Origin of the sequence: Brachybacterium rhamnosum, assembly GCF_039526185.1 — a bacterium.
Classification (GTDB): domain Bacteria; phylum Actinomycetota; class Actinomycetes; order Actinomycetales; family Dermabacteraceae; genus Brachybacterium; species Brachybacterium rhamnosum.
This window is the reverse complement of record NZ_BAAAIS010000002.1, coordinates 867,057-892,443: the sequence shown is the minus strand read 5'-3', so window position 1 is coordinate 892,443 and position 25,387 is coordinate 867,057. Positions and strand designations below refer to the sequence as shown.

The following is a 25,387-nucleotide window of genomic DNA, read 5'->3' as shown; positions in this document are numbered from 1 at the left end:
CCGCCGGGTACTGTTCCACAGCCCGATGCGCCGCCATATCCGACGTCGGTAGGGGTTCGGTCACGATCCGCTGTGACGTTCCGGGGAGCCGCCACAATGGACGGGTGGCGCCACCCCCCTCCCCCTCCTCCCCCGCTTCCCCGTCCCCCACCCCCTCGCCGGGCGATCCCCGTGCCGCGCGCCGCGCGGTGGACCGCGACATCCTGCGCCTGGCCGTGCCGAGCCTCGGCGCGCTCGTCGCCGAGCCGCTGTTCGTCATGGCGGACTCCGCGTTCGTCGCCCGGGTCTCGACGACGGCGCTCGCCGGCCTCGGCATCGCCTCGACGGTGCTGATGACGGTCGTGGGGCTGTCGATCTTCCTCGCCTACTCGACGACGGCCGCCGTGGCCCGGGCGATCGGGGCGGGCCGCCGCCGGGAGGCGATCTCCCGCGGGGTGGACGCCTCCTGGCTCGCGCTGCTCATCGGGACGGTGTGCGCGCTCCTGCTCGCGGTTGCCGGGCCGTGGCTGCTCGCCCTGTTCGGTGCGAGCCCCGAGGTCACCGCGCAGGCCGTGATCTACCTGCGGATCTCCGCCTTCGGCCTGCCGGCGATGCTCGCCGTGCAGGCGACGACGGGCCTGGTGCGGGGCATGCAGGACGCCCGGCTGCCGCTCGTCGTCGCCGTGGGCGGCGCGATCCTCAACGTGCCGCTGAACGCGCTGCTGATCCTCGGCCTGCAGCTCGGGATCGCGGGCAGCGCGATCGGCACCGTCATCGCGCAGTGGCTCATGGCGCTCGTGCTGCTCGCGGCGGTGCGCCGCTACGCGCGGGGTGCGGGGGTGAGCCTGCGGCCGGACCTCCACGGGGTGATGAGCACGGGCCGGGAGTCGGTTCCGATGCTCCTGCGCACCCTCAGCCTGCGCGTGGTGACGATCGTGACGGTCGTCGTCGCGGCGCGGCTGGGCGATGTGCAGCTCGCCGCGCACCAGCTCGCGACCACCGTGTTCATGCTGCTCTCCCTCGCGCTGGACGCCCTCGCCATCGCAGGGCAGGCGCTCACCGGCCGCTACCTCGGCGCGGCGGACACGAGAACCGTGCACGCGGTGACGAGCCGCCTGACCCGCTGGGGAGTGGGCGGCGGGGTCGCGGTGGGGCTCGTGCTGCTCGCGGCGAGCTACGCCGTGCCCGGGGTGTTCAGCCCGGATCCGCTCGTGCAGGAGAACCTGCGAGCGGCGCTGTGGGTGCTCGTGGTCGCCCAGCCGATCGCCGGGTACGTGTTCGTGCTCGACGGGATCCTCATGGGCGCCGGGGACGCCCCCTACCTCGCGCGGGCGGGGATCGTCGCAGCGGCCGCGGTCATGCCGGGCGCGATCGCGGTGGGCGTCGTCGCCCCGACCGGCCCGCTCGGCACGGCGCTGCTGTGGGTCGCGACGAACCTGCTGTACATGATCGCGCGCGCGATCACGCTGGGCCTGCGCACGCGCGGAGACGCCTGGATGCGCACGGGGGCCTGAGGGCGCCACCGCGCCGGTCCTCTCGACCGGCGGACGGCGATGTGTCGGGCCGACCCCCACAAGTAAGGTGACCCTTACTTAGCGGCATGCGACGGCGGCCGACACGGCGTCCCCGTCGGCCGACGTCCCCGTGTCCCGCCCCCGCGAAGGAGTCCCCGTGCCCGCCGATCAGCTCACCGACCTGCTCGACCCCGCGCGCTGGGATCCGCTCCCGCACCCGCCCGCGATGGAGTACCCGCTCCCGGTGCGCCGCCGCGACCCGCGCACCCTGCCGCCCGCCCCCGCGACCGGCAGCGCCCCCGAGGTCCTCTCCCGCGGCGCGGACGGCGTGCTGCTGCGCCTGCGGCACCGGGCGCCCCGGGCCCGCGCCGTCGCCCTCCACGCCTCCGGCTGGTGGCGGCCGCAGCCGGCCGACGCCCTCGACCTCGTGCCCGCCGGGGACGGCTGGTGGGAGATCGTGCTCGAGGCGCCCGCGGACTGGCGCACGAGCTACGGCTTCGTCGAGCACGACGGGCCCGGCGATCCGCCCTGGTGGGAGGCGGGGCTCAAGGCGCCCGGCGCGCCCGTGCACCCCGACGCCCTGTGCGCGCACCGCCACGGCGCGGCCCGCGGCGGCGCCGAGCGCTCCGTGCTCTCCCTCCCCTTCGACGGCCTCTTCCGCGCCGGCCGCGACGACGCCGAGACCCCTGCCGAGGTGCACGAGCTGCCGCTCGGTCCGGACGCTCCCCGCGTGCGCTGGTGGGTCCCGGAGGAGGCGGGGCCCGCGCCGCTGCCGCTGCTCGTCGTCACCGACGGCGCTGAGCACGTGGAGCAGCTGGGCACCCCGGAGCGGCTGCGCCGCGGCGTCGAGGCGGGCGTCCTGCCGCCCCTGGTCGCCGTCTTCGTCGACGCCGGTGAGCATCGCGGCGACGTGCTCGGGGTACCCGGCGGGCAGGCCCGCTGGATCCCCGAGGACCTCGTCCCGCGACTCCGCGCCGCGGGCCTGACCGCGCCAGGCGGCCGCCGCCTCGCCCTGACCGACGATCCCGCCCGCACGATCATCACCGGGGCCAGCTACGGCGGCCTCACCGCCCTGTTCACCGCCGCCCGCGCCCCCGGCACGATCGGCATCGCGATCGCGCAGTCCGTCTCCCTGTGGCGCTACCCGCGCGGCGCACTCGTCGGCCCGCTGCGGGAGGCCGCCGGCTACGCCCCGCTGCGTCTGCGGCTGCACGCCGGCCGCTTCGAGGGGTCCATGGCCGCCGACGCCCGCGCGCTCGCCGACGCCCTCGACGGAAGCGGCGCCGAGGTCACCCTCGACCTGCACAGCGGCGGCCACGACTGGGCCTGGTGGCAGCCGGCGCTGCTCCACGACCTCGCCGCCGAGCTCGGCCGCTGAACCCGGGCACGGTGCCCAGGCGGGCGGTGCATGCTCGGGGCACGGCCCGATCCCGGGCCATCACCTCAGCGAACGGAGCCCCCGCATGACCACCCAGCGAGTTCTCGTCGTCGGCGCGAGCGGCCTGATCGGCGGCGCCGTCGCCGACCTCCTCGAGCAGCGCGGCCACGAGGTCGTGCGCGCCTCCCGCTCCACCGGCGAGCAGGTCGACCTGACCGACGAGGCCTCCGTCGCGGACCTCCTGCGCCGCGTCACCGCCGCCGGGCCCCTCCACGCCGTCGTCGCCGCGACCGGCAAGGTCCCCTTCAAGCCCGCCACGGAGCTCACCGTCGAGGACTACCGCGCCGGCCTGCTCGACAAGGCGCTCGGGCAGATCGCGCTCGTCGTCCACGGCGCCCCGCTGCTCGCCGAGCGCGGCTCCTTCACGCTGACCAGCGGGATCCTCTCCCACTCCCCCGTCCCCACGGGCGCCGCGGCCTCCGTCGCGAACGGCGCGGTCGAGGGCTTCGTGCGCGCGCACGCGGCGACTCTCCCCGGCGGGGCGCGCATCAACGCGGTGAGCCCCAACGTGCTCGCCGAGGCGGAGGGCTACCACCCGAGCTTCCCCGGCTTCCTGCCCGTCCCCGCGGCCGACGTCGCCGCGACCTACGTGCGCGCCGTCGAGGGCGTCGAGACGGGCCGCGTGCTCGACGTCTGATCCCGCGGGCTCAGCGGCGCCACAGCTCCCGGGGGTCCCGGCCTGGCCGGAAGCCGAAGGACTCCACCATCGCGGCCGCCTCCGGGAAGCCGTGGGCCAGCGCCGCGGGCACGTGCGCGTCGCTGCCGAAGCTCACGGCGCGCCCGCCCTCCTCGCTCCACCACTGCGGCATCCACGGCCACAGGCGGCGCGTGTTCATCTCGAGCGCGCGGCCGCTGCCCGCGATCGCCCGCATCGCCGCCCGGATCTCCCCCTCGACGCGGCGCGGGTCCACCGGGCCGTGCTCCTCCTCCGGCCAATAGCGCAGCGCGTAGTCGAGGTGGGTGACGACCTCGAAGGGCTCGTCCCCGGCGACCAGCGCGGGCACCTCCGCGAGGTAGCGGCGCAGCACCTCCTCCGGGGGCAGGCGGCGGAACAGGGTGTTCGGTTCCGCCCGCCGGCCCTCGTGCTCGAGCGTGTGCAGGGAGCCGATGATCCGGTCGAACAGGCCCAGGTCCAGCTGCTGCCGCGCCGCTGCCAGGCGCAGGTGCGGCTGGCCGAACTCGAGGCCCGTGCCGATCCGCAGCTCGGGGAACGCCGCCCGGCAGCGCTCCACGCTCTCGAGGTAGCCGTCCACGTCGAAGCGCGGGACGGCGACGATCCCGTCGGCCCCGAGCAGGTGCTTCTCGTGCTCGTCGAAGTCCTCGTCGTCGCTGAACCAGGCGTCCTCGAGGTCGAGGTGCTCGGTGAAGAACAGCCCCGGCAGGCCGATCCGCACCGCGCGGGCGCAGCTCGCCTCCATCGTCCCGGCGGCGGCGGAGCCGGGACCGCCGGTGTCCCAGGAGAACTCGCTGTGCACGTGGCTGTCGGCGGGGAGACTCATGGCACGAGCCTGCCACGCTCCGATGGCGCCGACCGGCCGTGTCCGACGTCGGCCTCACGGCGATCCGGGCCGCCGTCGGGCGAGACCCGTCGCCGTCGGGCGTCCCGCCGCCGCTCAGCCGCCCGTGGCCAGCGGCTCGCCGTTGCGCAGCACCCGCACGTCCGTGCGCTCGGCGCCGTCGAGGAGGTCCTCGAGCAGGCGCTCCGCGGCCCGTCGGCCCAGCGCCGTCGCGACCCAGAGCGTGGTGCCGTCCGCCAGGCGCACGGGGCGCGCGCGGGCCTCGAGCGGGAGGTCCTCGAGGCGGCTGATCGCCCCGTCGCGCACCACCTGCGCGGAGCCCTCGACCGTCGCGACGATCCGGGCGACCTCCCGCACCGCCCGCACCGCGGGGATCGCGTGGCCCGTGAGATCGGCGGGGACGTCGGTGCCGAAGAGCTGGTAGGTGACCGTCCGACGGCGCACCGTGACCTTGCCGCGCAGACGGTCGTACCGCCATCGCAGCTGGTCACCGCGCCGTGAGCCGTTGCCGATGCTCGCCGTGCGCTCGATGTACTCCTCGCCGAGCACCGCGAGCAGCTCGTCGTCCAGGCGGCGCACGCGCGTGACCGTCGTCGACGTGTCCATGAGCCGGCGCACCTCCGCGCCGTCGATCGCGGAGAGCTCCGCGTCCAGGCCCCGCACCGTGCGCAGCCCGCAGGCCTGCACGAGCTCGAGGGCGAAGGCGACGCCCCGCTCCGAGCCCTCGGAGTCCTCCGGGAAGCGGCGCGCGAGGTACGCGGTGAGCGCCTCGACGTCGAGCAGCTCGACCTCCGGCGCCGTCGTCTCCTCCTCCGCGCCGTCCTCCGCGGCATCGGCATGATCGGCCGCGGCGGAGCCGGCGGGGTTCGCGAGCACCCGGTCGATCGCCACGAAGATCTCGTCGAGCGCGTGCCGGGCATCCGCCGCCGCCCCGAAGAGCTGGTCGATCGTGAGCCGGTCCAGGTCGCCGACGGCCTTGTAGCCCTCGCCCTTGTAGCGGCGGGCGTGCTCGAACTCCGCCCAGGCGTGCGCGGCGACCGTGCGGATCTGGATCTCGAGGCCGCCGAAGGTGCGGAAGTAGCGGTCGAGGCTCGACCCGCGCGGCGCGACCGGATGCTCGGCGTCCTCCCGCTCCGCGACCGCCACGAGGTGCGTCGAGTCGTAGCCGCGGCGCGCGGGCGAGGCCGTGTCACGCTCGCTCGTGTCGAGATCCTCCGCGAGCTCGAACTGCTCCCTGACAAGCTCCGACGCCCGCTCGCGATCCGTCGCCGAGTACATGATCAGCCGCACTGCGACCGTGTCCGTCACCTGCCGCAGCGGCTCCGTGTAGCCCTTCTGGCGGCACTTCTCGACGAAGGACTCGTAGCGCTTGGCGCGCGCCGTCACGTCATGGGCGTTGATCGACGCCTCGGAGAGCAGCCCCCGCAGCCCCTCCTCGACCTCGTGCGCCGCCTGCGGCAGCCACTCCCAGAGCGAGGCGTCGACGGGCGCCACGGCCTTGGCAGCCGTGTCGCCTGCGGCGGCGCCGCCGTTGCCGGTGGCGCCGCCGTTGCCTGCCGCCTCGCGGTTGCCGGTGCCGGTGGCGGTGGCGGTGGCGGTGGCGGTGGCGCCACCGTTGCCTGCCGCGCCGCCATTGCCGGCCGTGTCGCGGTTGCCTGCCGAGCCGCCGTTCGTCCGTCGTGCCATGCGGTCCTCCCCCTGTGCGTCAGCGCCCACCCTAGGCCCCCACCCCGACGTCGCCGTGGTCGGGCACGGGACGTCTTCGCGCAGATGTGGCCCGAATCGGGGGCACCTGCGCGATGACGTCCCGTGCGCTCGTGACTGATGGCGGCGGAGTCAGCCGAGGGGCACGAGATGCCGAGGCGCCGGTGGCCACGCGTCGTCCCTCCCCAGCCGGTCGCCGTCCACATCTTCATCACCCACCCGGACGCGCCAGGGCGCCCGGTGATCCCCTCACCCCATGCAGATCACCGGCGTCACCCATCACCGCGCCGTCCAGCCGGGGGACCACGCGAAGCACCTCGCCGCCGCCCTCGACGGGGGCACCGCGCAAAGGATCGGACCCTGGGTCATCGAGGACGGCGCCCCGGCGGATCTCGTCGCCCTGCTGACAATGGGCGTGCGCCCCACCTGTCTCGACGCCGCCTCGCTGCACGGTCTCTGGGTGCCCCCTCGGCTCGAGTCGGTGCACGTGTTCCGCCCGCGGATGGGACGGGGCACCCGCCTGCCCGACGCGGCGCCGCCGGCCGCGACGGCGATACCCCTTCGCCGGCGCCAGGGCCAGCCCGTGCCGAAGCTCCAGGAGAAGCAGATGCCGCTGCTGTTCCACGGGCCCGCCGCCCGCGCCTGGCCGGGAACCGATCCGGTGCCGAGCCTGCCCCTGGTCCTCGATCACGCCGCGAGGTGCCTGCCCTCGGTGGAGGCGGCGATCCTGTTCGAGTCCGCGATCGAGCGACGCCGCCTCACCCTCCATGACGCGCGCCGGATCGTCGCCGGCCTCCCGCACACCCCGCGCCGCACCCTGGCTCGGATCCGTCACGACGCGGGCTCGGGCACGGAGACTCGGGTGCGCTGGTGGTGCGAGGCGCAGCGGATCCCGGTGCGGAGCCAGGTTGTGGTGCCCGGCGTGGCGCGGGTGGACCTGCTGGTGGGAGAGTCCTGGATCATCGAGTGCGACAGCCGCGAGTTCCACGACTCCGAGGACGCCTACGAGTGCGACCGGGCCCGGGACCTCGCGCTGCGCTCGCGCGGCTACGTGGTCACTCGGCTCACGTGGAAGCAGGTGTTCCTCGAGTGGGCGGAGACCGAGGTCATGCTGCGCACCGTGCTCCGACACGGCGACCACCGGCGATGCCCCGCCGGCGGACTGACGGATCCGCGCGCCGGGCACCCGGGCCGGGGTGCCGCAGGAGGACGGGACGTCACCGCGCAGATCGGCCCCGAAACGGCGGGACCTGCGCGATGACGTCCCGTAGGCCGACGAGGGCCGGGGCCGTGGGCCGGGCCGACGGCGGCCGGGGCGGACCGGAGCCGGGCCCCGGCCCGGGCGGTCAGACGGCGGCGGGGACCTCCGCGTCCTCGCGGGCCGCGCGGGCGGCGGCGACGAGGTTGCGCAGGCTGGCCTCGGTCTCCGCGTAGGCGCGGGTCTTGAGGCCGCAGTCGGGGTTCACCCAGAGCCGGCGGGCACCGACCACGGCGCGGGCGCGGCGCAGCTGGTCCACGATCTCCTCGGTGGTGGGCACGCGCGGGGAGTGGATGTCCCACACGCCCGGGCCGATGCCGCGGGGGAAGGCGTCCGGGTCCACGGCCTCGAGGATCTCGCCGCGGGAGCGGGCGGACTCGATGGAGGTGACGTCCGCGTCCAGGGCGTTGATCGCGTCGACGACCACGTTGAACTCGGAGTAGCACAGGTGCGTGTGGATCTGCGTGGTGTCCTCGACGCCGGAGGTGGCGAGGCGGAACGAGCGCACCGACCAGTCGAGGTAGGCGGCGTGGTCCGCGCGGCGCAGCGGGAGCAGCTCGCGCAGCGCCGGCTCGTCGACCTGGATGATGCGGATCCCGGCGGCCTCGAGGTCGGCGACCTCGTCGCGCAGGGCGAGGCCCACCTGGTCGGCGGTCTCGCCGAGCGGCTGGTCGTCGCGCACGAAGGACCAGGCGAGGATCGTCACCGGGCCGGTGAGCATGCCCTTGACGGGGTGCGGGGTGAGCGACTGGGCGTAGGTGGCCCAGGGGACGGTGATCGGCGCGGGCCGGGACACGTCGCCGAAGAGGATCGACGGGCGCGTGCAGCGGGAGCCGTAGGACTGCACCCAGCCGTGCTCGGTGACCGCGAAGCCGTCGAGGTTCTCGGCGAAGTACTGCACCATGTCGTTGCGCTCGGGCTCGCCGTGGACGAGGACGTCCAGGCCGAGCTCCTCCTGCAGCGTGATGACGCGGGCGATCTCGTCCTTCATCGCCTGCTCGTAGCCGGCGGCGTCGAGCGTGCCGCGGCGGTGGGCGGCGCGGGCGCGGCGCACCTCCGTGACCTGCGGGAAGGAGCCGATGGTGGTGGTGGGCAGGTCCGGGAGGCCGAGGGCCTGGCGCTGTGCCTCCTCGCGCACCTCGTGGTCGGTGCGGGTGGAGTCCGCGTCGGTCACGGCGGCGGCGCGCTCGCGCACGGCCTCGTCGCGGACGCCTGCGAAGGTGCGCGGCACGGAGCGGGGGCCGTCCACGGAGCCCGGGGCGACCTGGCCGGCGGCGAGCTCGACGATCTCGGCGATCTTCTCGTCGGCGAAGGCGAGGGTCGCGACGAGCTCGGCGGGGAGGGAGGTCTCCCGGTCGAGGGTGTGCGGCACGTGCTGGAGGGACACGGAGGAGGAGACGGAGACGTTCTCGCCGTCGCCGCCGGCCTCGGTGATGCGGGAGCGCAGCTCGGCGAGGCGCGCGGCGGCGGTGGGCAGCTCGGTGCGCCACACGGTGCGGCCCTCGACGAGGCCCGCGACGATCCGGGTGGTGCCCACGCCGGTGAGCTGGGCGACGCTCGGCAGGTCACCGCGGGTGAGGTCGAGGTGCACGGCCTCGACGCCCGTGGCGAGGGCGGCGGCGAGCAGGTCGCCGATGCCGCCGTAGGGGGTGGCCAGGAGGATCGCGGGGCGGTCCTCGGAGGCGGCGAGACGGCCGACGGAGCGCTGCAGGGCCTCGGCGAGCTGGGCGGCGTCGAGGCGCTGGTCAGCGGCGAGCACCGGCTCCTCGATCTGGACCCAGGGGGCGCCGGCCTCGCGGAGGGCGGAGAGCAGCTGGGCGTAGACGGCGACGAGCTCGTCGAGGCGGTCCAGGGGGTCGAAGCCCTCGGGGGCGTCGTCGGCCGGCTTGGACAGGAGCAGGAGGGTCAGCGGGCCCACGAGCGCCGGACGGGTGCCCTCGCCGTCCTCGAGGCTCTCGCGGAACAGGTCGACGACCTGCGTGGACGCGACGTGGAGGTCGGTGTCCGGGCCGATCTCGGGAACGAGGTGGTGGTAGTTCGTGTCGAACCACTTGGTCATCTCGAGGGGGCCCTGCTCGGCGGTGCCGCGGGCGAGCTCGAAGTAGCCGTCGGTGCCGACGGTGCCGTCCGCGCCGAGCACGCCGGCGAGGCGGGTGGGGACGATGCCGGTCGCGACGGCGGCGTCGAGGACCTGGTCGTAGAGGGAGAACGACTCGGGTGCGGCGGAGGCGCCGGCGAGGCCCAGCTCGGCGAGGCGGGCGCGGGTCGCGCGACGCAGGGTGCGGGTGGCCTCGGCGAAGCCGTCCGCATCGAGCCGGCCGGCCCAGTAGGCCTCCTCGGCCTTCTTCAGCTCGCGGTCGGGGCCGATGCGCGGGTAGCCGATCGGCAGGGCTGCGGGGAGGGCGGGGACGGTGGGGGTCATCGGAGATCTCCTGCGGTGGGTGCGGACCAGCGGTCCAGGTCGAGGGCGTCGAGCACGTCGAGGGCCTCGACATGCCGGTTGAAGGTGAACAGGTGGAGGCCGGGGGCGCCGGCGTCGAGCACGCGCGCCGCGAGACCCGCCGTGTGCGCCACGCCGATGCGGTGGCGCTCGGCGTCGTCCCGGGCGTTCTCGAGGGAGTGGAGCAGCTCGCGGGGCGCCTGCACCCCGGAGAGCTCGGCGAGCCGGGCGAGCCGGCGCGGGTTCGTGGCGGGCACGAAGCCGGGGACGATCGGCAGGCCGATGCCGGCGGTGCGGGCGCGCTCGACGAAGGTCTCGTAGGCACTGGGGTCGAAGAAGACCTGCGTGATCGCGAAGTCCGCGCCGGCGCGCTCCTTCGCCATGAGCACCTCGAGATCGTGCTGGGCGGTGGGCGACTCGGGGTGGCGGTGCGGGTAGGCGGCGACGCCCACGCTGAGGCGGCCGCCGGCGAGGGCGGCCGTGCGCTCCCGCTCGACGGCGCGGATCAGCTCGACGAGGGGGCGGGCGAAGGGGACCTCGTCGTCGTCCAGCCGATGCCCCTCGGGCTGGTCGCCGCGCAGGGCGAGCACGCCGCGCACGCCGCGGTCCAGGAGCGCACCGACGATCGCGGCGAGCTCGGCGCGGGTGGAGCCGATCGAGGTGAGGTGGACGAGGGGGCGCAGGGTGGTCGCGTCGAGGAGGTGCTCGGTCACCTCGAGCACGCGGTCGAGGTTGCCCTGACCGGTCTTCGAGGTCACGGAGACGTAGTCGGGGGCGGTCTGCTCGAGGGCCGCGATCGTGGTGCGCAGGCGCTCGAAGGACACGTCGCTGCGCGCCGGGAACAGCTCGTAGCTGAGGGCGGGGCGGCGGCGTGCGGGAGCGGCCGGGGCACGGTCGGGCAGCGTCGAGGTGGCGGACATGGCGGCGAACCTACGAGGCGCGCGGGGCCCGGGGGAAGGAATGTGACGGCCTGTGCCGAAGGTGGCGCGGTGCGTCGTCGTGTGACGTGCGAGCTCCTCCATGAACCCGCTGGTGACGGGCCCGGACAGCACGACGCGCCGGCCCCCGAGGGGGACCGGCGCGTCCTGGCCTGCGGCGCGGGGCCGCTCCGGGTCAGCGGTTGTTGAGGTAGGTCTGCAGCGCCTTGGTGGTCGCGTAGGACGAGCGGAAGTCCCACACGCCGTTCTTCTTCAGGCCCATCTTCTGGCGCAGCTTGCCGGTGGTCTCGGAGCCGATCTTGCCGTCCGCCTTCGCGCCGACCTTCTTCTGGAGGGCCTTGATGTCCGAGGTCGAGAGCGAGCCGTCCGCCGTCACGCCGACCCACTTCTGGAGCTCACGGGTGGTCTTCGGGCCGAACTTGCCGTCGACGACGAGCGTGCCGGAGGAGACGCTCTCGCGCACGCTGTCACGGCTCGCGGAGCCGGAGCTCGCGGAGCCGGAGCTCGACGAGCTCGACCCCGAGGGCTGCGCGTTGGCGTCGGCGCCGCCGTTGGAGCGGGTGAGGCCGGCCTTCTTACCGCACACGGGCCAGGCGCCGGGGCCCTGGGTCTTGAGGGTGCGCTTGGCGACGGCGATCTGCTCCGCCTTGGTGGCCTTGTCCGCGGTGGACGCGTAGGCGGTGCCGCCGAAGGCCTTCCAGGTCGACTTCGAGAACTGCACGCCGCCGTAGTAGCCGTTGCCGGTGTTGATGGACCAGTTGCCGCCGGACTCGCACTGGGCGACCTTGTCCCACACGGAGTCGTCGGCGCTCGCGATGCCGGCGCCGCCCACGGAGAGGCCGGCGGCGATCACGGCACCGCCGGTGGCAGCAGCGACCTTGGGCGCCACGCGGGCACCGCGGAAGTAGACGGCGCCGCCGTCGGCGCGGTGGGTGTTGGTGGTGGCCATGGAGGACTCCTCGGGGGAAGCGGCTCGGGGAAGCGGGGTAAAGGTCGAGCAGTGCCGGGGGATCAGGTGCGCGGGCTCATGACCTGCACGCCTGCGGCGAGCTCCCGTCAAGCGTGCAGGTCGCCCACCCCGGGGGCCAGGCCTGGTGACCTATTCCGAATCCACGCTTTGCCAAACTTTTACCGATAATGCGCGGCGCGGCACCATTTCCGCGAATCACAGCGGTGTCATTCTCCGCGCCCGCCCGCGCGGGCTCCCGGCCGGGTGCTCAGCCGCAGACGAGCACCGTCGGGTCCTCGGCGTCCTCCATGGATACCGTCAGCTCACCGGTTCCGGCATCGACGCAGATCGCCGCCTCGGCGTCGACCGACGCTGTGAGCTCGCCGCCCGGCGTGAGCACCATCCGCACGCTCGGGAGGAAGCGCACAGTCTGCGCGGGCGAGCCGGTCGCGTCCGGGGTGAAGCGCGCCTCCCCCGCATCCGTCGCCCCCACGAGCCAGCTGTCCACGCCGTCGAACGTGGTCAGGAGTCCCGGAGGCGCGGTGAGGATCTCCCAGGTGCCCGGCTCGGAGGCGTCCGAGCCCGTCGCGGCGAAGGGGCATCCCTCCGGCGCCGCGGTGGTGCTCCGTGCGCACTGGGCGATCAGGTCGGTCGCCTCCTGCGTGGCCGCGCCGTCCGCGGTGAGCTACATCGTGAGCATCACCGGTGAGCGGGACGGCGTCCGCGCACCGGGCAGGTCCGCCCTGAGCATCTCCGGCACTCCTCGGACGAGGCCGTTGCGGCTGGCGGCGGCGAGGTCGTAGCTGCCGGCCGGCAGCTGGAGCGTGGCGACGACCCCGGTGCCGCTCAGCAGCGCCACCGCCTCCGGCGCGGCACCGTCGGGCACCGCCGCGGCGGCGTCCGAGCGCGCCTGCTCCGCGTCCTCGGGCAGCGGCACCTCCACGCCGCTGATCTCCAGGTGGTCCGCACCCAGCGGGACGCCCACGGAGACGGACTGCAGCGCGACGGGGTCCAGCACCCAGGACCGCGCCCGGAGCGGGCCGGCGCCCTCGGCATGCGCGGCGAGGGCGAGGGTGCCCGGCTTCGCGCCGTCGGACCAGGTCACGGTGCTGGTGACGGTCGCGGTGTCCCCCGAGATGCTCACGCCCTCGAGGTCGTACCCGGTCACCCGACGCTGCGCGCCCTGCAGCACGGCGTCGACGAGGCCGACGGGGCTCGCGTCCGGCGTCGCCGCGAGATGCTCCTTCAGCACGCCGGCGTCCCCGGCGACGAGCGCGTCGAGGTACTCGCGGGCGGCCCGCTCGGGGGTGCGCGGGTTCATCAGCACGAGCGGGATCGCGATGACCAGGGCGAGGACCAGGGCGACGCCGCCCCAGACCCGCACGGCGCGGCGTCGGCGCGCGGGCGTGGGAGCCGAGTCCCCGCGGTCGGCCGCGGCTCCGCTCCGCGCATGCCCCGCCACGGGGCCGTCGGACGCATCGGCGCAGCCGGCTCCGCCAGCGGCGTCGACCCCATCAGCCCCGTCGGCGTCGGCCCAGCCCAGAGGGATGGCCCGGCGATGCCCCCCGGTCCCCGTCGGCCCCTGCGTCCCCGGCCGCCGCCGCGCCCTCACAGCGCTCCGGGGGCGGACTTCTCGCGGTTGCGGTCGATGATGCTGACCCCCATCGCGGCGAGCGTGAGCACCATGATGATCACGGCGACCATGATGAACGCCTCGAGCCACGAGGTCCCGGACTCGGTGAGGGAGAAGAGGATGCCGGGGATCATCGCGGTGCCGATCGCGGCGCCCACGCGCTGGCCCAGCTGCAGGATGCCGCCGGCGACGCCGCCGTAGCGGGGGTCCACGGCGTTGAGGGTGAGTGTCTGGTTCGGCGAGATCGTCATGCCCTGGCTGACGCCCATGAGGGTGAGCGGCACGGCGAGGAACCAGAACGGCAGCCAGCCCCATTCGACGGGGCCCACGGCGAGCGCGGTGCCGAGCAGGCCGCAGAAGGCGACGGCGAAGCCGATGATCACGAGCCGCCGGCCCATGGCGAGCACGCGTCGGCCGGCGACCTGAGAGCTGATCGCGGCGGCGATCGACGAGGGCAGGCCCAGCAGCGACGCTTCGAAGGCCGTGTGGTGCAGGTGCATCTGCAGGTAGAGCGGCACGATGATCCACACGCTCGTGGCGCCCAGGAAGTAGATGGAGACGATGAGGATGCCGTTGCGGAACGGGCGGCTCGAGAAGATCGCCGGGTCCACCATCGGCGGCCGGCCCTGGGAGCGGTAGCGGTGCTCCCACGCCCACCACAGGCCCAGCACCACGAGCCCGACGGGGAAGGTCAGCCACACGAGGGCGCTCGCGCCGCGCTCGAGGAACGGGAACATGACGCCGAGGATCGCGAGGGTCAGCAGCGCGGTGCCCACGGGGTCGAGGTCCGGCAGCCGCTTCGAGCGCACCGAGTCGCCCGGGATGATGAGGAATGCGCCGATGATCCCGGCGACGCCGATCGGCAGGTTGATGAAGAACATCCAGCGCCAGCCGGTGTCGTTCCCCAGCAGCTGGATGAGCGCGCCGCCCAGCACGGGGCCGAACGCGGTGGCGACGGCGACGGCGGTGCCCAGCAGCGCGAAGGCGCGGGCGCGGTCGTGGCCGCGGAAGTGCTTCTGGATCAGCGCGACCGTCTGCGGGTTCAGCAGTCCCGAGCCGATGCCCTGCAGGATGCGGGACACGTTGAGCACCTCGATGCTCGGCGCGAGCCCGCTGAGCAGGGAGCCCACGGTGAAGATCGCGACGCCCGCGATGAAGATCCGGCGGCGGCCGGTCGCGTCGCCGAGGCGGCCCGCGGGCACGAGCAGCACCGCGAAGGCGAGGGCGTAGCCGGAGATGACCCACTGCAGTGCGCCGCTGTCCGCCTCGAAGCTCGTCCCGATCGCGGTGAGCGCGACGTTGATGACGCTCATCGCCACGAGGGCCATGAACAGCGGGGCGATGAGGACGGCGAGCAGGGCCTTGCGGCGCACCGGAGGGGTCGGTGCGCTGGGATCGGGTATCACCACAGAAGCATAGGCCGGGCGGCGTCGGTCGCGGCAGGCCCCTCGCCGGGTCCCCCGTGCGTCGGACCCGATCGCGTCGAAGGTCGACGAGGTCCGTCCGCAGGTCGGGACCGTCCACAGCGCTCTGTGAGCATGCACCTCGCGGCGGTACCGTCGAGCCGTCCACGTTCGAAGGAGCAGTCATGAGCGTCCCGCCGTCCTCCGGCCCCCAGTGGGATCGGCCCGCCGTCCCCACGCCCTACGGGCAGGGTCCCGCCGCCGGCTCCCCCGGTGCGCCCTCCGGCCCCTACGGTCCCGGCGGCCCCGGCAGCCCGTCCGGTCCCGGTGGGCCCGCGGGCCCCGGCGGTCCCCTCGGTCCGGGCGGTCCGACGGGCCCGCAGGGCGGTCGCACCGACGCACCGAACCTCGTCAACGGCGCGACGACCCATGGGGTCATGGGCCGGCGCGGCATGCGCCACCCGTGGGAGATCCCGATGGTGGTCATCGCGGCCGTGATCTCGGTGCTCACCGTCCTCGCGCTGATCTCCATCGGCATCATCACGATCTGGCTCGCCGCCCGCGGTGACGACTGGGAGTCCCTCGGCTTCAACCCGCTCGTGGTCCAGATCGCCGCGATCGTGCTGTCGCTGCCGCTGCTGCTGTGGATCCAGCGCGCCCTGATCTACGCCCAGATGCGCGTGTTCGGCGTGCGCATGTCCCCCACCCAGTTCCCCGAGGGGTACCGGATGGTCGCGCAGGCCGCGGAGGAGTTCGGCCTGCGGCGCGTGCCGGATGCGTACGTGCTCGCCGGCAACGGCACGATCAACGCCTTCGCCTCCGGCCACGGGTTCCGCCGCACGGTCGTCGTCTACTCGGACCTGTTCGAGGTGGGCGGCACGGTGCGCGACCCGGAGGCGCTGCGCTTCATCATCGGCCACGAGGTGGGCCACCTGGCCGCCGGCCACGTCTCCTACTTCCGCCTGCTGTTCACGCAGCTCGCCTACCAGATCCCCTTCGTGGGCATGGCGCTGTCCCGCTCGCAGGAGTACACCGCGGACAACTACGGCTACCTCCACACGCCCGAGGGCTCGTGGGGCGTGATGGGCGTGCTCGCCGGCGGCAAGTACCTCAACGCCGAGGTCAACGTGCACGAGCTCGCGGATCGCGCCGCGAGCGAGAAGGGCTTCTGGGTGCACCTGACCCAGTGGCAGTCCACGCACCCGGTGAACACCTGGCGCGCGCACGCCCTGCGTGACCGCTCCGCGCCCGGCCGCATGTTCATCCGGCCCGGGAAGCGCCTGTTCGAGGGTCCGCTGCCCGCGGGCTCGACCTTCTCCGGTCCCTACCCGACGCCGTCGGAGGCGCTCGGCATGCTGGCCCAGGCGGATGCCGTCCGTCCCGCGGGCAGCGGGGACCAGTGGGGCCGCTTCGTGGGCGGCGACTACTCCGCGCGTCCCTCGATGCGGCAGATGCAGCAGGCGGCGCCGCTGCTCGCCCGCCGGGTAGGCTCGATCGCGCCGGAGGGCCCGTCCGGTCCTGCGGGGCCGACGGCGCCCCCGACCGGGCAGGGTGGTCCGACGGGCGGTCCTGCCGGTGGTCCGACGGGCGGTCCCTTCGGCGGCCCGTCGAACGGCCAGGCTCCCACCGGCGGCTACGGTGCGGCCCCGGCCGGCGGGTACGGCCAGTCGTCGGCCCCGGCGGCCCCGGAGGACGACTCGATGTACGGCGCCACCCGGATCTCCCGTCCCGGCGAGACCGCGGACCCGTACGGCCAGGGCGGCGACCCCTACGGCCAGGCGCGCCCGTCGGACCCGTACGCCCAGGGCCCGCAGCACGGTGAGGACCCGTACGGCCAGGGCCCCGGCTCGTCGGCGCCCTCGGGCCCGGCGCCCTACGGCGGCTGAGCACCGGCCCCGGAACGGGCCCGGCACGACGGCCCCGTCCCTGCATCGGCAGGGGCGGGGCCGCCCGTGTGAGGAGCGGTGCCGGGCGGGGCATCAGCGGAAGAGGCGACCCAGGATCCGGCGGCGGGGTGCCCGGTAGGGCGGGTAGATCGTGCGCAGGGTGTCCGGGCGCAGCGGCTTGCGGACGATCGGCTTGGCGTGCGTGAACGCCTCGAAGCCGGCCTTCCCGTGGTACGCGCCGTGGCCGGACTCCCCCACCCCGCCGAAGGGCATCGCCGTGGTGCCGAGGTGCGCGAGGGTGAGGCCCAGGGCGAGGGAGCCGGAGGAGGTCTGCTCGGCGAAGCGCTCCTCGACCTCGTGGGAGGGGCTGAACACGTACGCTGTCAGCGGCTTCTCGCCGGCGTTGATGCGGGCGATCGCCTCGGCGGGGCCCTCGACGGGCAGCAGCGGCAGGATCGGGCCGAAGATCTCCTCCGCCATCACCGGGTGATCCCAGCTCGCACCCGCGAGGATCGTGGGGGCGAGGTAGCGCTGGCGGCGGTCCGCGCCGGCGGTGCCGCCCACGACAGCGAGGTCGTCGTCGACGAGGGAGCGCAGGCGGTCGAAGTGCCGCTCGGAGACGATGCGTCCGTAGTCCGCGCTGCGCATGGGGTTGCGGCCGTACATCTCCCGCACCGCCTCCCGCAGCTCGGGGACCAGCGCCTCGAGGGTCGCGGGGGTCGCCATGAGGTAGTCGGGGGCGACGCAGGTCTGGCCGGCGTTGGTGAACTTGCCCCACACGATCCGGCGGGCCGCGATCGCGAGGTCGGTGCCCTCGTCGACGAACACCGGGGACTTCCCGCCGAGCTCGAGCACGGTCGGGGTGAGGTGCTCGGCGGCGGCGCGCGCGACGATCCGGCCCACGCTCGCGTTGCCCGTGTAGAAGATGATGTCGAAGCGCTCGGCGAGCAGGTGGGTGGTCTCCTCGACCGCGCCCTCGACCACGCGCACCCACGCCGGGTCGAGGTGCTCCTCGATGAGGCTGCGGATGACGCGGGAGGTGGCGGGGGCCAGCTCGGAGGGCTTCAGCAGCACCGTGTTGCCGCCCGCGATCGCCGCGACCAGCGGGGACAGGGTGAGGTTCACGGGGTAGTTCCAGGGCGCGATGATCAGCGCCGTCCCGAGCGGCTCGCGCACGATGCTGCCGCGGGAGGGGGCGAGCAGGGTCCCCGGGGAGAAGCGCTCGGGGCGGGTCCAGGAGCGCAGGTTCTTCACGGCGGTCTGGATCTCCGCGAGCACGGGGCCGATCTCCGTGACCGACGATTCCGTCGCCGACTTGCCGAGGTCCGCAGCGAGGGCCCGCTGCAGGTCGCGGCGGCGGGTGCGGATGCCGCGGCGCAGCGCCTCGAGCTCGGTGACGCGAGCGGCGACGGGACGGGCGAGGCCCTGGTCGGCGGAGGCGCGGAGGGCGGCGACGTCGGCCGTGATGCGGGAGGTCGTCATGCCACCAGCGTAGGTGGTGCGGGTCATGACGTCCCCGACTCCGATCGACTCCGCGGGGCCACGGGCGGAGGCGGGAGGACGACGCGACACCACGCTCGTCCCCCGTCCGTCAGGAGACTGAGCTGCGACGGAGCTGCGGGATGCGGATGGTGAAGGTCGAGCCGGCGCCTTCCGTGGATCGCACGCTGATCTGCCCCTCGTGGGCGAGGACGATCAGCTTCGTGATCGACAGGCCGAGGCCGTGACCCGGTATGTGGTGCTGTCGGGCAGTGGGCGTGCGGTAGTACTGCGTGAAGAGGTTCGTCTGCTCCTCAGGGCTCATGCCGATGCCCGTGTCGGACACACGGATCTCGACCGCGCCGTGGTGCTCGCGGACGCTGACCGTGATCCCTCCCCGCTCCGGGGTGTACTTCACCGCGTTGGAGAGCAGATTGGTGATCGCCTGGGTCATCCGTGACGGGTCGACGGAGACCTCCGGTGTGTCGTCGATGGACTCGGCGACGTTCAGCTGCTTGGCCTGAGCCTCATGGCGCATCGACTCCACCGCCCGCCGCGTCAGCTGGGAGAGGTCGACGGACGTCCGGGAGATCTCGATGCCGCTGTCCTGGACGGACTGCGTCGCCAGGAGGTCCTCGACGATGGTCAGCAGCTGCTCCGCATTGCGGGAGACCACCTCCAGATGGGCGAGATCCTCCGCGGGCACCCGGCCGCCGTCCATGACGAGGTCGAGGTAGCCGAGGATCGACGTGAGCGGCGTCCGCAGCTCGTGGGAGACGGCCGCGACGAATCGCTGCTGTCGCCGCGCGGCATCGAAGTACGGGGTCACGTCGGCGAACACGATGACCGCGCCGTCCCGCTGGCCGTCGACGTCGATGATCTGCCGAGCTGAGGTCGACACCTTGCGCCCCCGCCCCCGGGTGGGTCCGAATCCGACGACGTAGTTGCTGAACGTCTCGCAGTCCGCTGCCCGTGCGATGGGGCGCTGATCCTCGGGCACCGGGATCGCCGTGTTCGGGAACCGCATCAGCAAATCCGCTTCACGGGGGGTCTCCTGCCCGGGCGGCGAGGCGTAGCGTGACAGCTCCTGGTGAGCACGGTTGATCATCGCCACCCGACCGTTCCGGTCCAGCACGAGAATGCCCATGTCGATCGTGTCGATGATGTTCTCCATCAGACGCTCCTGCGTCACCGCCGCTGAGAGCAGCTCTTCCTTCTCACCCAGCAGCGCTCGCGTGCGCGCGCGCTCCGCGAGGGTCCGCGAGCGTGCCAGGGCCACCATGAATCCCATCTGCGCCACCACCATGGGCACCAGCAGGGATCGGGTGATCACCACGGAGTCGATGTCCGGGAAGGCGCGCACCACCGTCGGCAGGGAGATCGCGAGGGTGACCGCGGCAGTGGCCATCAGGTTCCCGCGCTGGCCGAAGGCGTAGGCGAGCCACAGCGCCGGCAGGAACGCGAACAGCGCCACCGCAGCGGCATCGGCGCGGAACACATCGCGCATGAGGCCCGCCGCCGCGATGTCGAACAGGGGCACGACCGCGATCCACCCGTGCGGGATGCTCGCCCAGCGCACGACGCCCGTGAGGACGGTCATCAGCACGAGCGCCGCCGCAGCCGCGAGATACGGCCCCGAGAAGACCAACGAGGATGCGGACACGGCGAGCAGCAGGCTCATCGCCAGGACGAACCCGGTGAAGAAGCACTGCTTCGCCGCGACGCCTCCGCTCGCCGAGGCGAACCGCCCCAGCCACCCTGCATCGTCTCTCTCGCCGCTCATGGGCCTGAATATGACAGGTCACGCCCGTCACGGCGGGCAACCCGCCCGTGGCGCCGCCGAGTCGGCCCTCGCCGCCGTCACCAGGATGCTCGCTCCGGGCGGCCCGGCTCCCCGTCCTCACACGGAGGTCAGGTGCGCGAGCGGCCCGGGAGTCCCGGGCTCATCGGGACGACGATAATGGGCGGGGTCGCCGACGAAGGGAACCCGATGAGCATCCTGGTGGCAGCGCCGATCCTGCTGTCGATCATCCTGCTGGTGTCCGGCATCGCGAAGCTCGGCGAGCGCCGCGGCACGCAGGACGCCATGACCTCGCTGCGCCTTCCCGCGCGCCGCGCGCACCACCTCGTCGCGGCCGTGCTGCCGGGCGCGGAGATCGTGCTCGCGCTGCTGCTGTGGGTGCCGCTCGTGCCGCTGCAGGTGGTGCTCGCCGTGCTCGCGACGCTGCTGATGGCGGCGTACCTCGTGATCATCGCGCGGGCGCTGACCTTCGAGGAGAAGGTGGAGTGCTCGTGCTTCGGCTCGCTCGCCTCCCCCACGGTCTCGAAGGCGACGCTCGCGCGGAACATGCTGCTCACCTTCCTCGCGCTCGTGACGATCTCCGCCGCCGCGCGCGGCCAGATCGCCGATGCGCTCGTGCGCGCGCCGCTGTCGCTGCTCACGCTCGTGGTGGTGCTCGTGGTGGCGATGGCGCTCGTGGTGCTCGTGCTGGGCGGGGTCGAGCGTGCGGCGGAGCCCGGATCGGAAGCGGAGCCGACGGCGGCCGACGCCGAGCTGGACGGGGAGGACGATCTCCTCGATTACGAGCGTGTCGCCATCCCGGCGGCGGTGCTCCAGCGTCCCGACGGAGACCTCGTCACCCTGCGCCAACTCACCTCCCAGCGAGCGGCACTGCTCGTCTTCGCGACCGAGGGCTGTGGTCCCTGCGAGCGCGTACTGGACCGTATGCCGACCTGGATCGAGAAGCTCGATCCGTTCATGCAGGTCCTCGCCGTGTTCCGCACCCCTCAGGACAGGCTCACCCCGCGCACGCAGGCCCGGGTCGCGGAGCACGCCCTGTATGACCCGCAGTTCACCGCCCGCGAGCAGCTCGGCAGCCGGGGCGCCCCCGCCGCAGTGCTCTTGGGCGCGGATGGACAGCTCGCCGGGGGTCCCGTGACCGGGGGTGAGCAGGTCATCGAACTCGTCGAGGAGATCCTCGACCAGGTGACCGCCGCTCAGGAGGCAGGGGAGCTGCAGAGCACGACCCCCGCCTGATCGGGCCGGCTACGGGACCGACGCCTGGATCACTCGCCCTTGCCCTGCCACGTGCAGGTCCCCGTCCTCGGCGGCGACGAACACCGCCCGGCCGGCGGGCAGACGCAGCGTGCTCCCGCCCGCGCTCACGGTCAGCTCGCCGTCGAGGCAGAGCAGGATCCTCGGTCCTGAGCCGGGCACGAGGTACCGGGCGACCGGGTCGGCGACGTCCCCTCCCCCGTCGAGCGTCGTGACCGAGAGCTGGAAATCATCGATCGGCGCGAAATAGGCGACCGTGCTCGGGGTCAGACGCTCCGGAGCGACCCGTTGCGGCGGCGCGGCCTGCACGCTCACGCACTGCAGCATCTCCTCGACGTCCACCCGCTTCGCCGTCAGGCCTGCCCGGAGCACGTTGTCGCTCGCCGCCATCACCTCGACGCCGAATCCCGAGAGGTAGGCGTGGATCGCGCCCTCGGGGACGTACATCGCCTCCCCCGGCTGCAGGGTCACGGGATTCAGCAGCAGGTTGGCCACGACACCCGGGTCTCCGGGGAAATGCTCGTGGAGGCGCACCACCGTCCGGTCGATCCGCGGTGAGGGCGAGGCCCCGGCGGCGACCCGGGCTTCGCAGGCTGCGACGACCTCGGCGACGGCCGCGGCATCCGGCCGGAGGGACGGCGAGACCAGGGTGCGGAAGGCGGCACGCATCCCGTGAGCACTGAGGTTCTCCACCAGCAGGGTGTGGAGACGATCGGAGAGATCGGTGTCCAGGCCCGCGAGGATCTGGGCGGCACGGCGCGGCGCACGGAAGCCGCAGACCGCCTCGAACTTCGTCAGCGCGAGGACCATCTCTGGCTTGTGGTTGTCGTCCCGGTAGTTGCGATGGGGTGAGTCGAGCGGGAGCCCGGCGGCGTTCTCGGCGGCGAACGACTCCGCCGCATGCGAGCGTGAGGGGTGGACCTGCAGGGAGAGCGGGCGCTCGGGAGTGATGAGCTTGAGCAGGTACGGGAGGCGGCTGCCGAAGGCGTTCACCACGTCGTCCCCGAGCATGCCCCGGGGGTCCCCCGTCACCGCGGCGTCCAGCGGCCCCGCGGCATCGAGGATCGACGGGGCGCTGGGATGGGCCCCGTACCAGAGCTCCGCCCACGCTCTGCCGTCAGGATCCCTCCCGAGGAAGCGCGGCAGCTCCTCGGCGGACCCCCACGCGTAATGCTGCGGATGCGCATGCAGCGGCCTCATCGGTGCTCCGATCCCCTCTCCTCGGCCCGTGCATCACGCCGGTTCCGGAACGTCCCGTTCATCGCACCCCGTCGAGGGTCTCCGCGAGCACTGTCGCCGGCTCCTCGGCGGGCGGGGCCGGCGGCCGCGACGGTCCGGAGCTTCCGTATCGTCGCATGCCGGTCCGGTCCCACAGGTCCTGCAGCCATGCCGGAGCGCCGGGTGCGTGCACCCGCACCGGGACTCCTCGGACCGCGGCCTCCAGCAGCTCCTCCTGACGCACGCCGACGAGAGGCACGGCCGGGAGCTCCGCCCCCGGCTCGACGAGCTCCGCGCCCCGTCGGCGCCAGAGCTCGTAGGAGGCCCGCGAGATCGGATCGGTATCGCCGATGTCCGGCCGCAGCCGAAACTGCCCGTGGCGCATCGCGCTCGCGGCTGCCCTCGTGGCGAGATGGCGGGGAAGGAGGTCATCCGCGAGGCGAGCCAGCAGCACGGGAGGTCCGTCCTGCAGCTCGGTGACGGGATCATGGGACAGCTCCCAGAGCCGCTGCGACCCGATGACCATGGTGTCGACGTCGTGCCGTCCCGAGCGCAGCAGCGCGGCATCTGCATCGGTCCACGCCACCACGGTGGTCTCCTCCGGGAGAGGGGGCGAGAAGGGGGTGACCTGCCCCGTCTGCAGGACGAATGTCGCCACCCCGCGCCCGATCACCTCCTCGTGGAGGCCCCGCGTCCACGGGCCGGCTCCGCCTGCGGTGAGCACGGCACCCGCACCCGTGGCCTCGAGCAGGCCCTCGAGGCCCTGGACCGGGGAACGGGGCAGCGAGGCGAGCTCCGTCGGCACGCTCTGCGCACCGACCACGACGCAGTGCACCGTGCCGCGCAGATACGGGAGCGGCGCGAGGAGGGCGCCCATCGCGCGGTCGTCCAGGTCCTCGAGCACGACCAGCGTCGACCTCGTCCCGGAATCATCCCCCGGGATCGACGCCAACTCCGCGAGGGGCACCTGCTCGTCGGCGGCGCCCCCGCGCAGTCGACGGAGAAGCCGCCCCGTCTGCCCGCGCAGGTCTCTGCGCTCCCGCCAGAGCGCGAGATCGCGCGGGTGGATGAGCTCCATTTCAGTTCCCTCCCCGTTCCCGGGTCCGCGCCTCAGCGCGGCATGTTGCGCAGGTTCGCGGAGGCCATGTCGAGCATCTTGCCCACGCCGCCCGCGAGCACGATCTTCGTCGACGCCGTCGCGAACCCGCGGATCTGCTGCGGGCTGATCTTCGGCGGCATCGACAGCGCCGCCGGGTCCGTGACCACGTCGATGAGCACGGGGCCCGGGGTGGCGAGCGCCTTCTGCATCTCCTTGCGCAGCTTCTTCGGGTCGGTGATCCGCACCGAGGAGATGCCGGCGCCCGCCGCGATCGCCGCGAAGTCGACGCCCTCATGGTCGGTGCCGTAGTCCGGCAGGCCCTCGACGAGCATCTCGAGCTTGACCATGCCGAGGCTCGAGTTGTTGAAGACGACGATCTTCGTGTCCAGCTGGTGCAGCTTCACGGTGAGCAGCTCGCCCATGAGCATCCCGAGGCCGCCGTCGCCGCTCATCGAGATGACCTGCCGGCCGGGGAACGCCTTCGAGGCGCCGATCGCCTGCGGCAGCGCGTTCGCCATCGTGCCGTGGTGCCAGGAGCCGAACAGGCGGCGCTTCCCGTTGGGGGTGATGTAGCGGGCGCCCCACACGTTGCACATGCCCGTGTCCACGGTGAACACGGCGTCCTCCGCGGCGAGGTCGTCGAGGGTCGCCGCGACGAACTCGGGATGGATCGGCGTCATCCGCTCGACGTTCTTCGTGTACGCGGCGACGACGCCCTGCAGCGCCTTGTGGTGCGCCTTGAGCATCTTCTGCAGGAACTTCGCGTCCTTCCTCCCCTGCAGCAGCGGCAGGACGGCCTGCAGGGTGAGCGCGACGTCGCCGTGCAGCGCGAGGTCGAGCGGCACGCGGCGGCCCAGGCGGGAGGCGTCCGCGTCGATCTGGACGATCCTCGCCTTCTCGTTCTGCGGGAGGAACTCGCTGTAGGGGAAGTCGGTGCCGAGCAGGATCACCAGATCCGCCTCGTGCATCGCGTCGTAGCAGGCGCCGTAGCCCAGCAGCCCGCTCATGCCGACGTCGTACGGGTTCTCGTACTGGATCCACTGCTTGCCGCCGAACGCGTGTCCCACCGGTGCCTTCGTCGCCTCGGCGAGCGCGAGCACCTCCTCGCGGGCGCCCTCCACGCCGGCCCCTGCGAAGAGCATCACGGAGCGGGCCTCGTCGATCATCTCGGCGAGCCGGCCGACGGGCCCCGCGGCCGGCTGCACGGCGCCGAGCTCCACGGCGAGGTCCTTCGTGAGCGGGCCGTCGACCTCCTGGTCCGCGACGTCTCCGGGGATCACGAGCACGGAGACGCCGCGCTTCGCGATCGCGGTCTGGATCGCGATGTGCAGCAGCGTCGCGCCGTGCGGGCCGGAGTTCACCATCTCGCAGAAGTACGAGCACTCCTGGAACAGGATCTCCGGGTGGGTCTCCTGGAAGAAGCCGGTGCCGATCTTCTCCGAGGGGATGTGGGAGGCGAGGGCGAGCACGGGGGCGCCGTCGCGGTGCGCGTCGAACAGCCCCTGGACGAGGTGCGTGTTGCCGGGGCCGCACGAGCCGGCGCACACGGCGAGCTTCCCGGTCAGGCGGGCCTCGGCGCCGGCGGCGAAGGCGGCGGCCTCCTCGTTGCGCACGTGCACCCACTCGATGCCCTCGGTGGTGCGGATCGCGTCGACGACGGGGTTCAGCGAGTCGCCGACCACCCCGTAGATGCGCTCGACGCCGAGGTCGCGCAGCTGGGTGACGAGGAGGCGGGCAAGACTGGTGCGGGCCATGGTTTCTCCTGGGATCGACGGCGGAGCGGCCCGCGTCCTGCAGGCCGCGATGGGATCGAGCCTAGTCCTCGGCGCACGGGCGCCGCACAGGTTCGGTCCGGGAGGGCCGACGGGACCCCGGCA

At 73.7% G+C, this 25,387-nt stretch carries 19 protein-coding genes; 6 read left to right on the top strand and 13 right to left on the bottom strand.

Features of this window, described 5'->3' with window-relative positions; genetic code table 11:
* Positions 1-104 precede the first annotated feature (104 nt).
* The 3 genes from ABD080_RS05970 to ABD080_RS05960 all read left to right on the top strand — a co-directional run bounded on the left by ABD080_RS05970 (position 105) and on the right by ABD080_RS05960 (position 3,568).
* Positions 105-1,493: an MATE family efflux transporter gene (locus tag ABD080_RS05970; RefSeq protein WP_343903989.1), complete on the top strand. Its 1,389-nt coding sequence runs from the start codon at positions 105-107 to the stop codon at positions 1,491-1,493.
* A gap of 157 nt (positions 1,494-1,650) precedes the next feature.
* The gene (locus ABD080_RS05965; protein ID WP_343903988.1) at positions 1,651-2,871 is read left to right on the top strand and encodes an alpha/beta hydrolase; all 1,221 of its coding nucleotides are present in this window, start codon (positions 1,651-1,653) and stop codon (positions 2,869-2,871) included.
* A gap of 85 nt (positions 2,872-2,956) precedes the next feature.
* On the top strand, positions 2,957-3,568 hold the full coding sequence (locus tag ABD080_RS05960) for a short chain dehydrogenase (RefSeq protein ID WP_343903987.1): 612 nt from the start codon (positions 2,957-2,959) through the stop codon (positions 3,566-3,568).
* A gap of 10 nt (positions 3,569-3,578) precedes the next feature.
* Here ABD080_RS05960 and ABD080_RS05955 read toward each other — a convergent pair whose 3' ends face one another.
* Both ABD080_RS05955 and ABD080_RS05950 read right to left on the bottom strand, forming a co-directional pair.
* Positions 3,579-4,430 (bottom strand): PHP domain-containing protein, encoded by an 852-nt coding sequence (locus ABD080_RS05955; RefSeq protein WP_343903986.1) that lies wholly within the window; start codon positions 4,428-4,430, stop codon positions 3,579-3,581.
* 114 nt (positions 4,431-4,544) lie between these two features.
* Entirely contained in the window at positions 4,545-6,134 is a 1,590-nt protein-coding gene (locus ABD080_RS05950) for a GTP pyrophosphokinase (protein WP_343903985.1), read from the bottom strand.
* A 274-nt stretch (positions 6,135-6,408) separates the two neighbouring features.
* On the opposite strand from ABD080_RS05950, the gene ABD080_RS05945 reads away from it, so the two are divergent.
* Positions 6,409-7,413, top strand: a complete 1,005-nt coding sequence (locus tag ABD080_RS05945; RefSeq protein ID WP_343903984.1) for a hypothetical protein — start codon at positions 6,409-6,411, stop codon at positions 7,411-7,413.
* An 85-nt stretch (positions 7,414-7,498) separates the two neighbouring features.
* On the opposite strand, the gene metE is transcribed toward ABD080_RS05945, so the two are convergent.
* From metE to ABD080_RS05915, 6 genes are all read right to left on the bottom strand, one after another.
* A complete protein-coding gene (gene metE / locus ABD080_RS05940; protein ID WP_343903983.1) occupies positions 7,499-9,832 on the bottom strand; it encodes a 5-methyltetrahydropteroyltriglutamate--homocysteine S-methyltransferase in 2,334 nt (777 codons plus the stop codon).
* Positions 9,829-10,770, bottom strand: a complete 942-nt coding sequence (locus ABD080_RS05935) for a methylenetetrahydrofolate reductase (protein ID WP_137769583.1) — start codon at positions 10,768-10,770, stop codon at positions 9,829-9,831. The genes metE and ABD080_RS05935 overlap by 4 nt, the downstream gene beginning before the upstream one ends.
* Before the next feature lie 193 nt (positions 10,771-10,963).
* Positions 10,964-11,737, bottom strand: coding sequence for a transglycosylase family protein (locus ABD080_RS05930; RefSeq protein WP_137769582.1), 774 nt, complete (start codon positions 11,735-11,737; stop codon positions 10,964-10,966).
* Positions 11,738-12,005: 268 nt separating this feature from the next.
* Entirely contained in the window at positions 12,006-12,245 is a 240-nt protein-coding gene (locus tag ABD080_RS05925; RefSeq protein ID WP_343903982.1) for a hypothetical protein, read from the bottom strand.
* A gap of 177 nt (positions 12,246-12,422) precedes the next feature.
* Positions 12,423-13,199, bottom strand: a complete 777-nt coding sequence (locus tag ABD080_RS05920) for a hypothetical protein (protein WP_343903981.1) — start codon at positions 13,197-13,199, stop codon at positions 12,423-12,425.
* A gap of 146 nt (positions 13,200-13,345) precedes the next feature.
* Entirely contained in the window at positions 13,346-14,776 is a 1,431-nt protein-coding gene (locus tag ABD080_RS05915; protein ID WP_137769580.1) for an MFS transporter, read from the bottom strand.
* 182 nt (positions 14,777-14,958) lie between these two features.
* On the opposite strand from ABD080_RS05915, the gene ABD080_RS05910 reads away from it, so the two are divergent.
* Positions 14,959-16,659, top strand: coding sequence for a M48 family metallopeptidase (locus ABD080_RS05910; protein WP_240811224.1), 1,701 nt, complete (start codon positions 14,959-14,961; stop codon positions 16,657-16,659).
* 93 nt (positions 16,660-16,752) lie between these two features.
* Here ABD080_RS05910 and ABD080_RS05905 read toward each other — a convergent pair whose 3' ends face one another.
* Both ABD080_RS05905 and ABD080_RS05900 read right to left on the bottom strand, forming a co-directional pair.
* Positions 16,753-18,141, bottom strand: a complete 1,389-nt coding sequence (locus tag ABD080_RS05905; RefSeq protein WP_343903980.1) for an aldehyde dehydrogenase family protein — start codon at positions 18,139-18,141, stop codon at positions 16,753-16,755.
* A gap of 109 nt (positions 18,142-18,250) precedes the next feature.
* Entirely contained in the window at positions 18,251-19,921 is a 1,671-nt protein-coding gene (locus ABD080_RS05900; RefSeq protein ID WP_343903979.1) for a sensor histidine kinase, read from the bottom strand.
* Positions 19,922-20,128: 207 nt separating this feature from the next.
* On the opposite strand from ABD080_RS05900, the gene ABD080_RS05895 reads away from it, so the two are divergent.
* Positions 20,129-21,175, top strand: coding sequence for a TlpA family protein disulfide reductase (locus ABD080_RS05895; protein WP_137769577.1), 1,047 nt, complete (start codon positions 20,129-20,131; stop codon positions 21,173-21,175).
* Between the two features lie 9 nt (positions 21,176-21,184).
* Here ABD080_RS05895 and manA read toward each other — a convergent pair whose 3' ends face one another.
* The 3 genes from manA to ABD080_RS05880 are packed head-to-tail and all read right to left on the bottom strand — an operon-like array spanning position 21,185 to position 25,264.
* Positions 21,185-22,393, bottom strand: coding sequence for a mannose-6-phosphate isomerase, class I (gene manA, locus ABD080_RS05890; protein ID WP_343903978.1), 1,209 nt, complete (start codon positions 22,391-22,393; stop codon positions 21,185-21,187).
* A gap of 58 nt (positions 22,394-22,451) precedes the next feature.
* Positions 22,452-23,489, bottom strand: coding sequence for a hypothetical protein (locus ABD080_RS05885; protein ID WP_343903977.1), 1,038 nt, complete (start codon positions 23,487-23,489; stop codon positions 22,452-22,454).
* A gap of 32 nt (positions 23,490-23,521) precedes the next feature.
* Positions 23,522-25,264: a pyruvate dehydrogenase gene (locus tag ABD080_RS05880; RefSeq protein WP_343903976.1), complete on the bottom strand. Its 1,743-nt coding sequence runs from the start codon at positions 25,262-25,264 to the stop codon at positions 23,522-23,524.
* Positions 25,265-25,387: the final 123 nt, after the last annotated feature.

Excerpts from the sequence above, each read along its gene's own strand:
- ABD080_RS05935 (WP_137769583.1), bottom strand. The coding sequence starts at position 10,770 with ATGTCCGCCACCTCGACGCTGCCCGACCGTGCCCCGGCCGCTCCCGCA.
- ABD080_RS05880 (WP_343903976.1), bottom strand. The coding sequence starts at position 25,264 with ATGGCCCGCACCAGTCTTGCCCGCCTCCTCGTCACCCAGCTGCGCGAC.
- manA (WP_343903978.1), bottom strand. The coding sequence starts at position 22,393 with ATGAGGCCGCTGCATGCGCATCCGCAGCATTACGCGTGGGGGTCCGCC.
- metE (WP_343903983.1), bottom strand. The coding sequence starts at position 9,832 with ATGACCCCCACCGTCCCCGCCCTCCCCGCAGCCCTGCCGATCGGCTAC.
- ABD080_RS05885 (WP_343903977.1), bottom strand. The coding sequence starts at position 23,489 with ATGGAGCTCATCCACCCGCGCGATCTCGCGCTCTGGCGGGAGCGCAGA.
- ABD080_RS05895 (WP_137769577.1), top strand. The coding sequence starts at position 20,129 with ATGAGCATCCTGGTGGCAGCGCCGATCCTGCTGTCGATCATCCTGCTG.
- ABD080_RS05945 (WP_343903984.1), top strand. The coding sequence starts at position 6,409 with ATGCAGATCACCGGCGTCACCCATCACCGCGCCGTCCAGCCGGGGGAC.
- ABD080_RS05900 (WP_343903979.1), bottom strand. The coding sequence starts at position 19,921 with ATGAGCGGCGAGAGAGACGATGCAGGGTGGCTGGGGCGGTTCGCCTCG.
- ABD080_RS05930 (WP_137769582.1), bottom strand. The coding sequence starts at position 11,737 with ATGGCCACCACCAACACCCACCGCGCCGACGGCGGCGCCGTCTACTTC.
- ABD080_RS05905 (WP_343903980.1), bottom strand. The coding sequence starts at position 18,141 with ATGACGACCTCCCGCATCACGGCCGACGTCGCCGCCCTCCGCGCCTCC.
- ABD080_RS05955 (WP_343903986.1), bottom strand. The coding sequence starts at position 4,430 with ATGAGTCTCCCCGCCGACAGCCACGTGCACAGCGAGTTCTCCTGGGAC.
- ABD080_RS05950 (WP_343903985.1), bottom strand. The coding sequence starts at position 6,134 with ATGGCACGACGGACGAACGGCGGCTCGGCAGGCAACCGCGACACGGCC.
- ABD080_RS05910 (WP_240811224.1), top strand. The coding sequence starts at position 14,959 with ATGAGCGTCCCGCCGTCCTCCGGCCCCCAGTGGGATCGGCCCGCCGTC.
- ABD080_RS05960 (WP_343903987.1), top strand. The coding sequence starts at position 2,957 with ATGACCACCCAGCGAGTTCTCGTCGTCGGCGCGAGCGGCCTGATCGGC.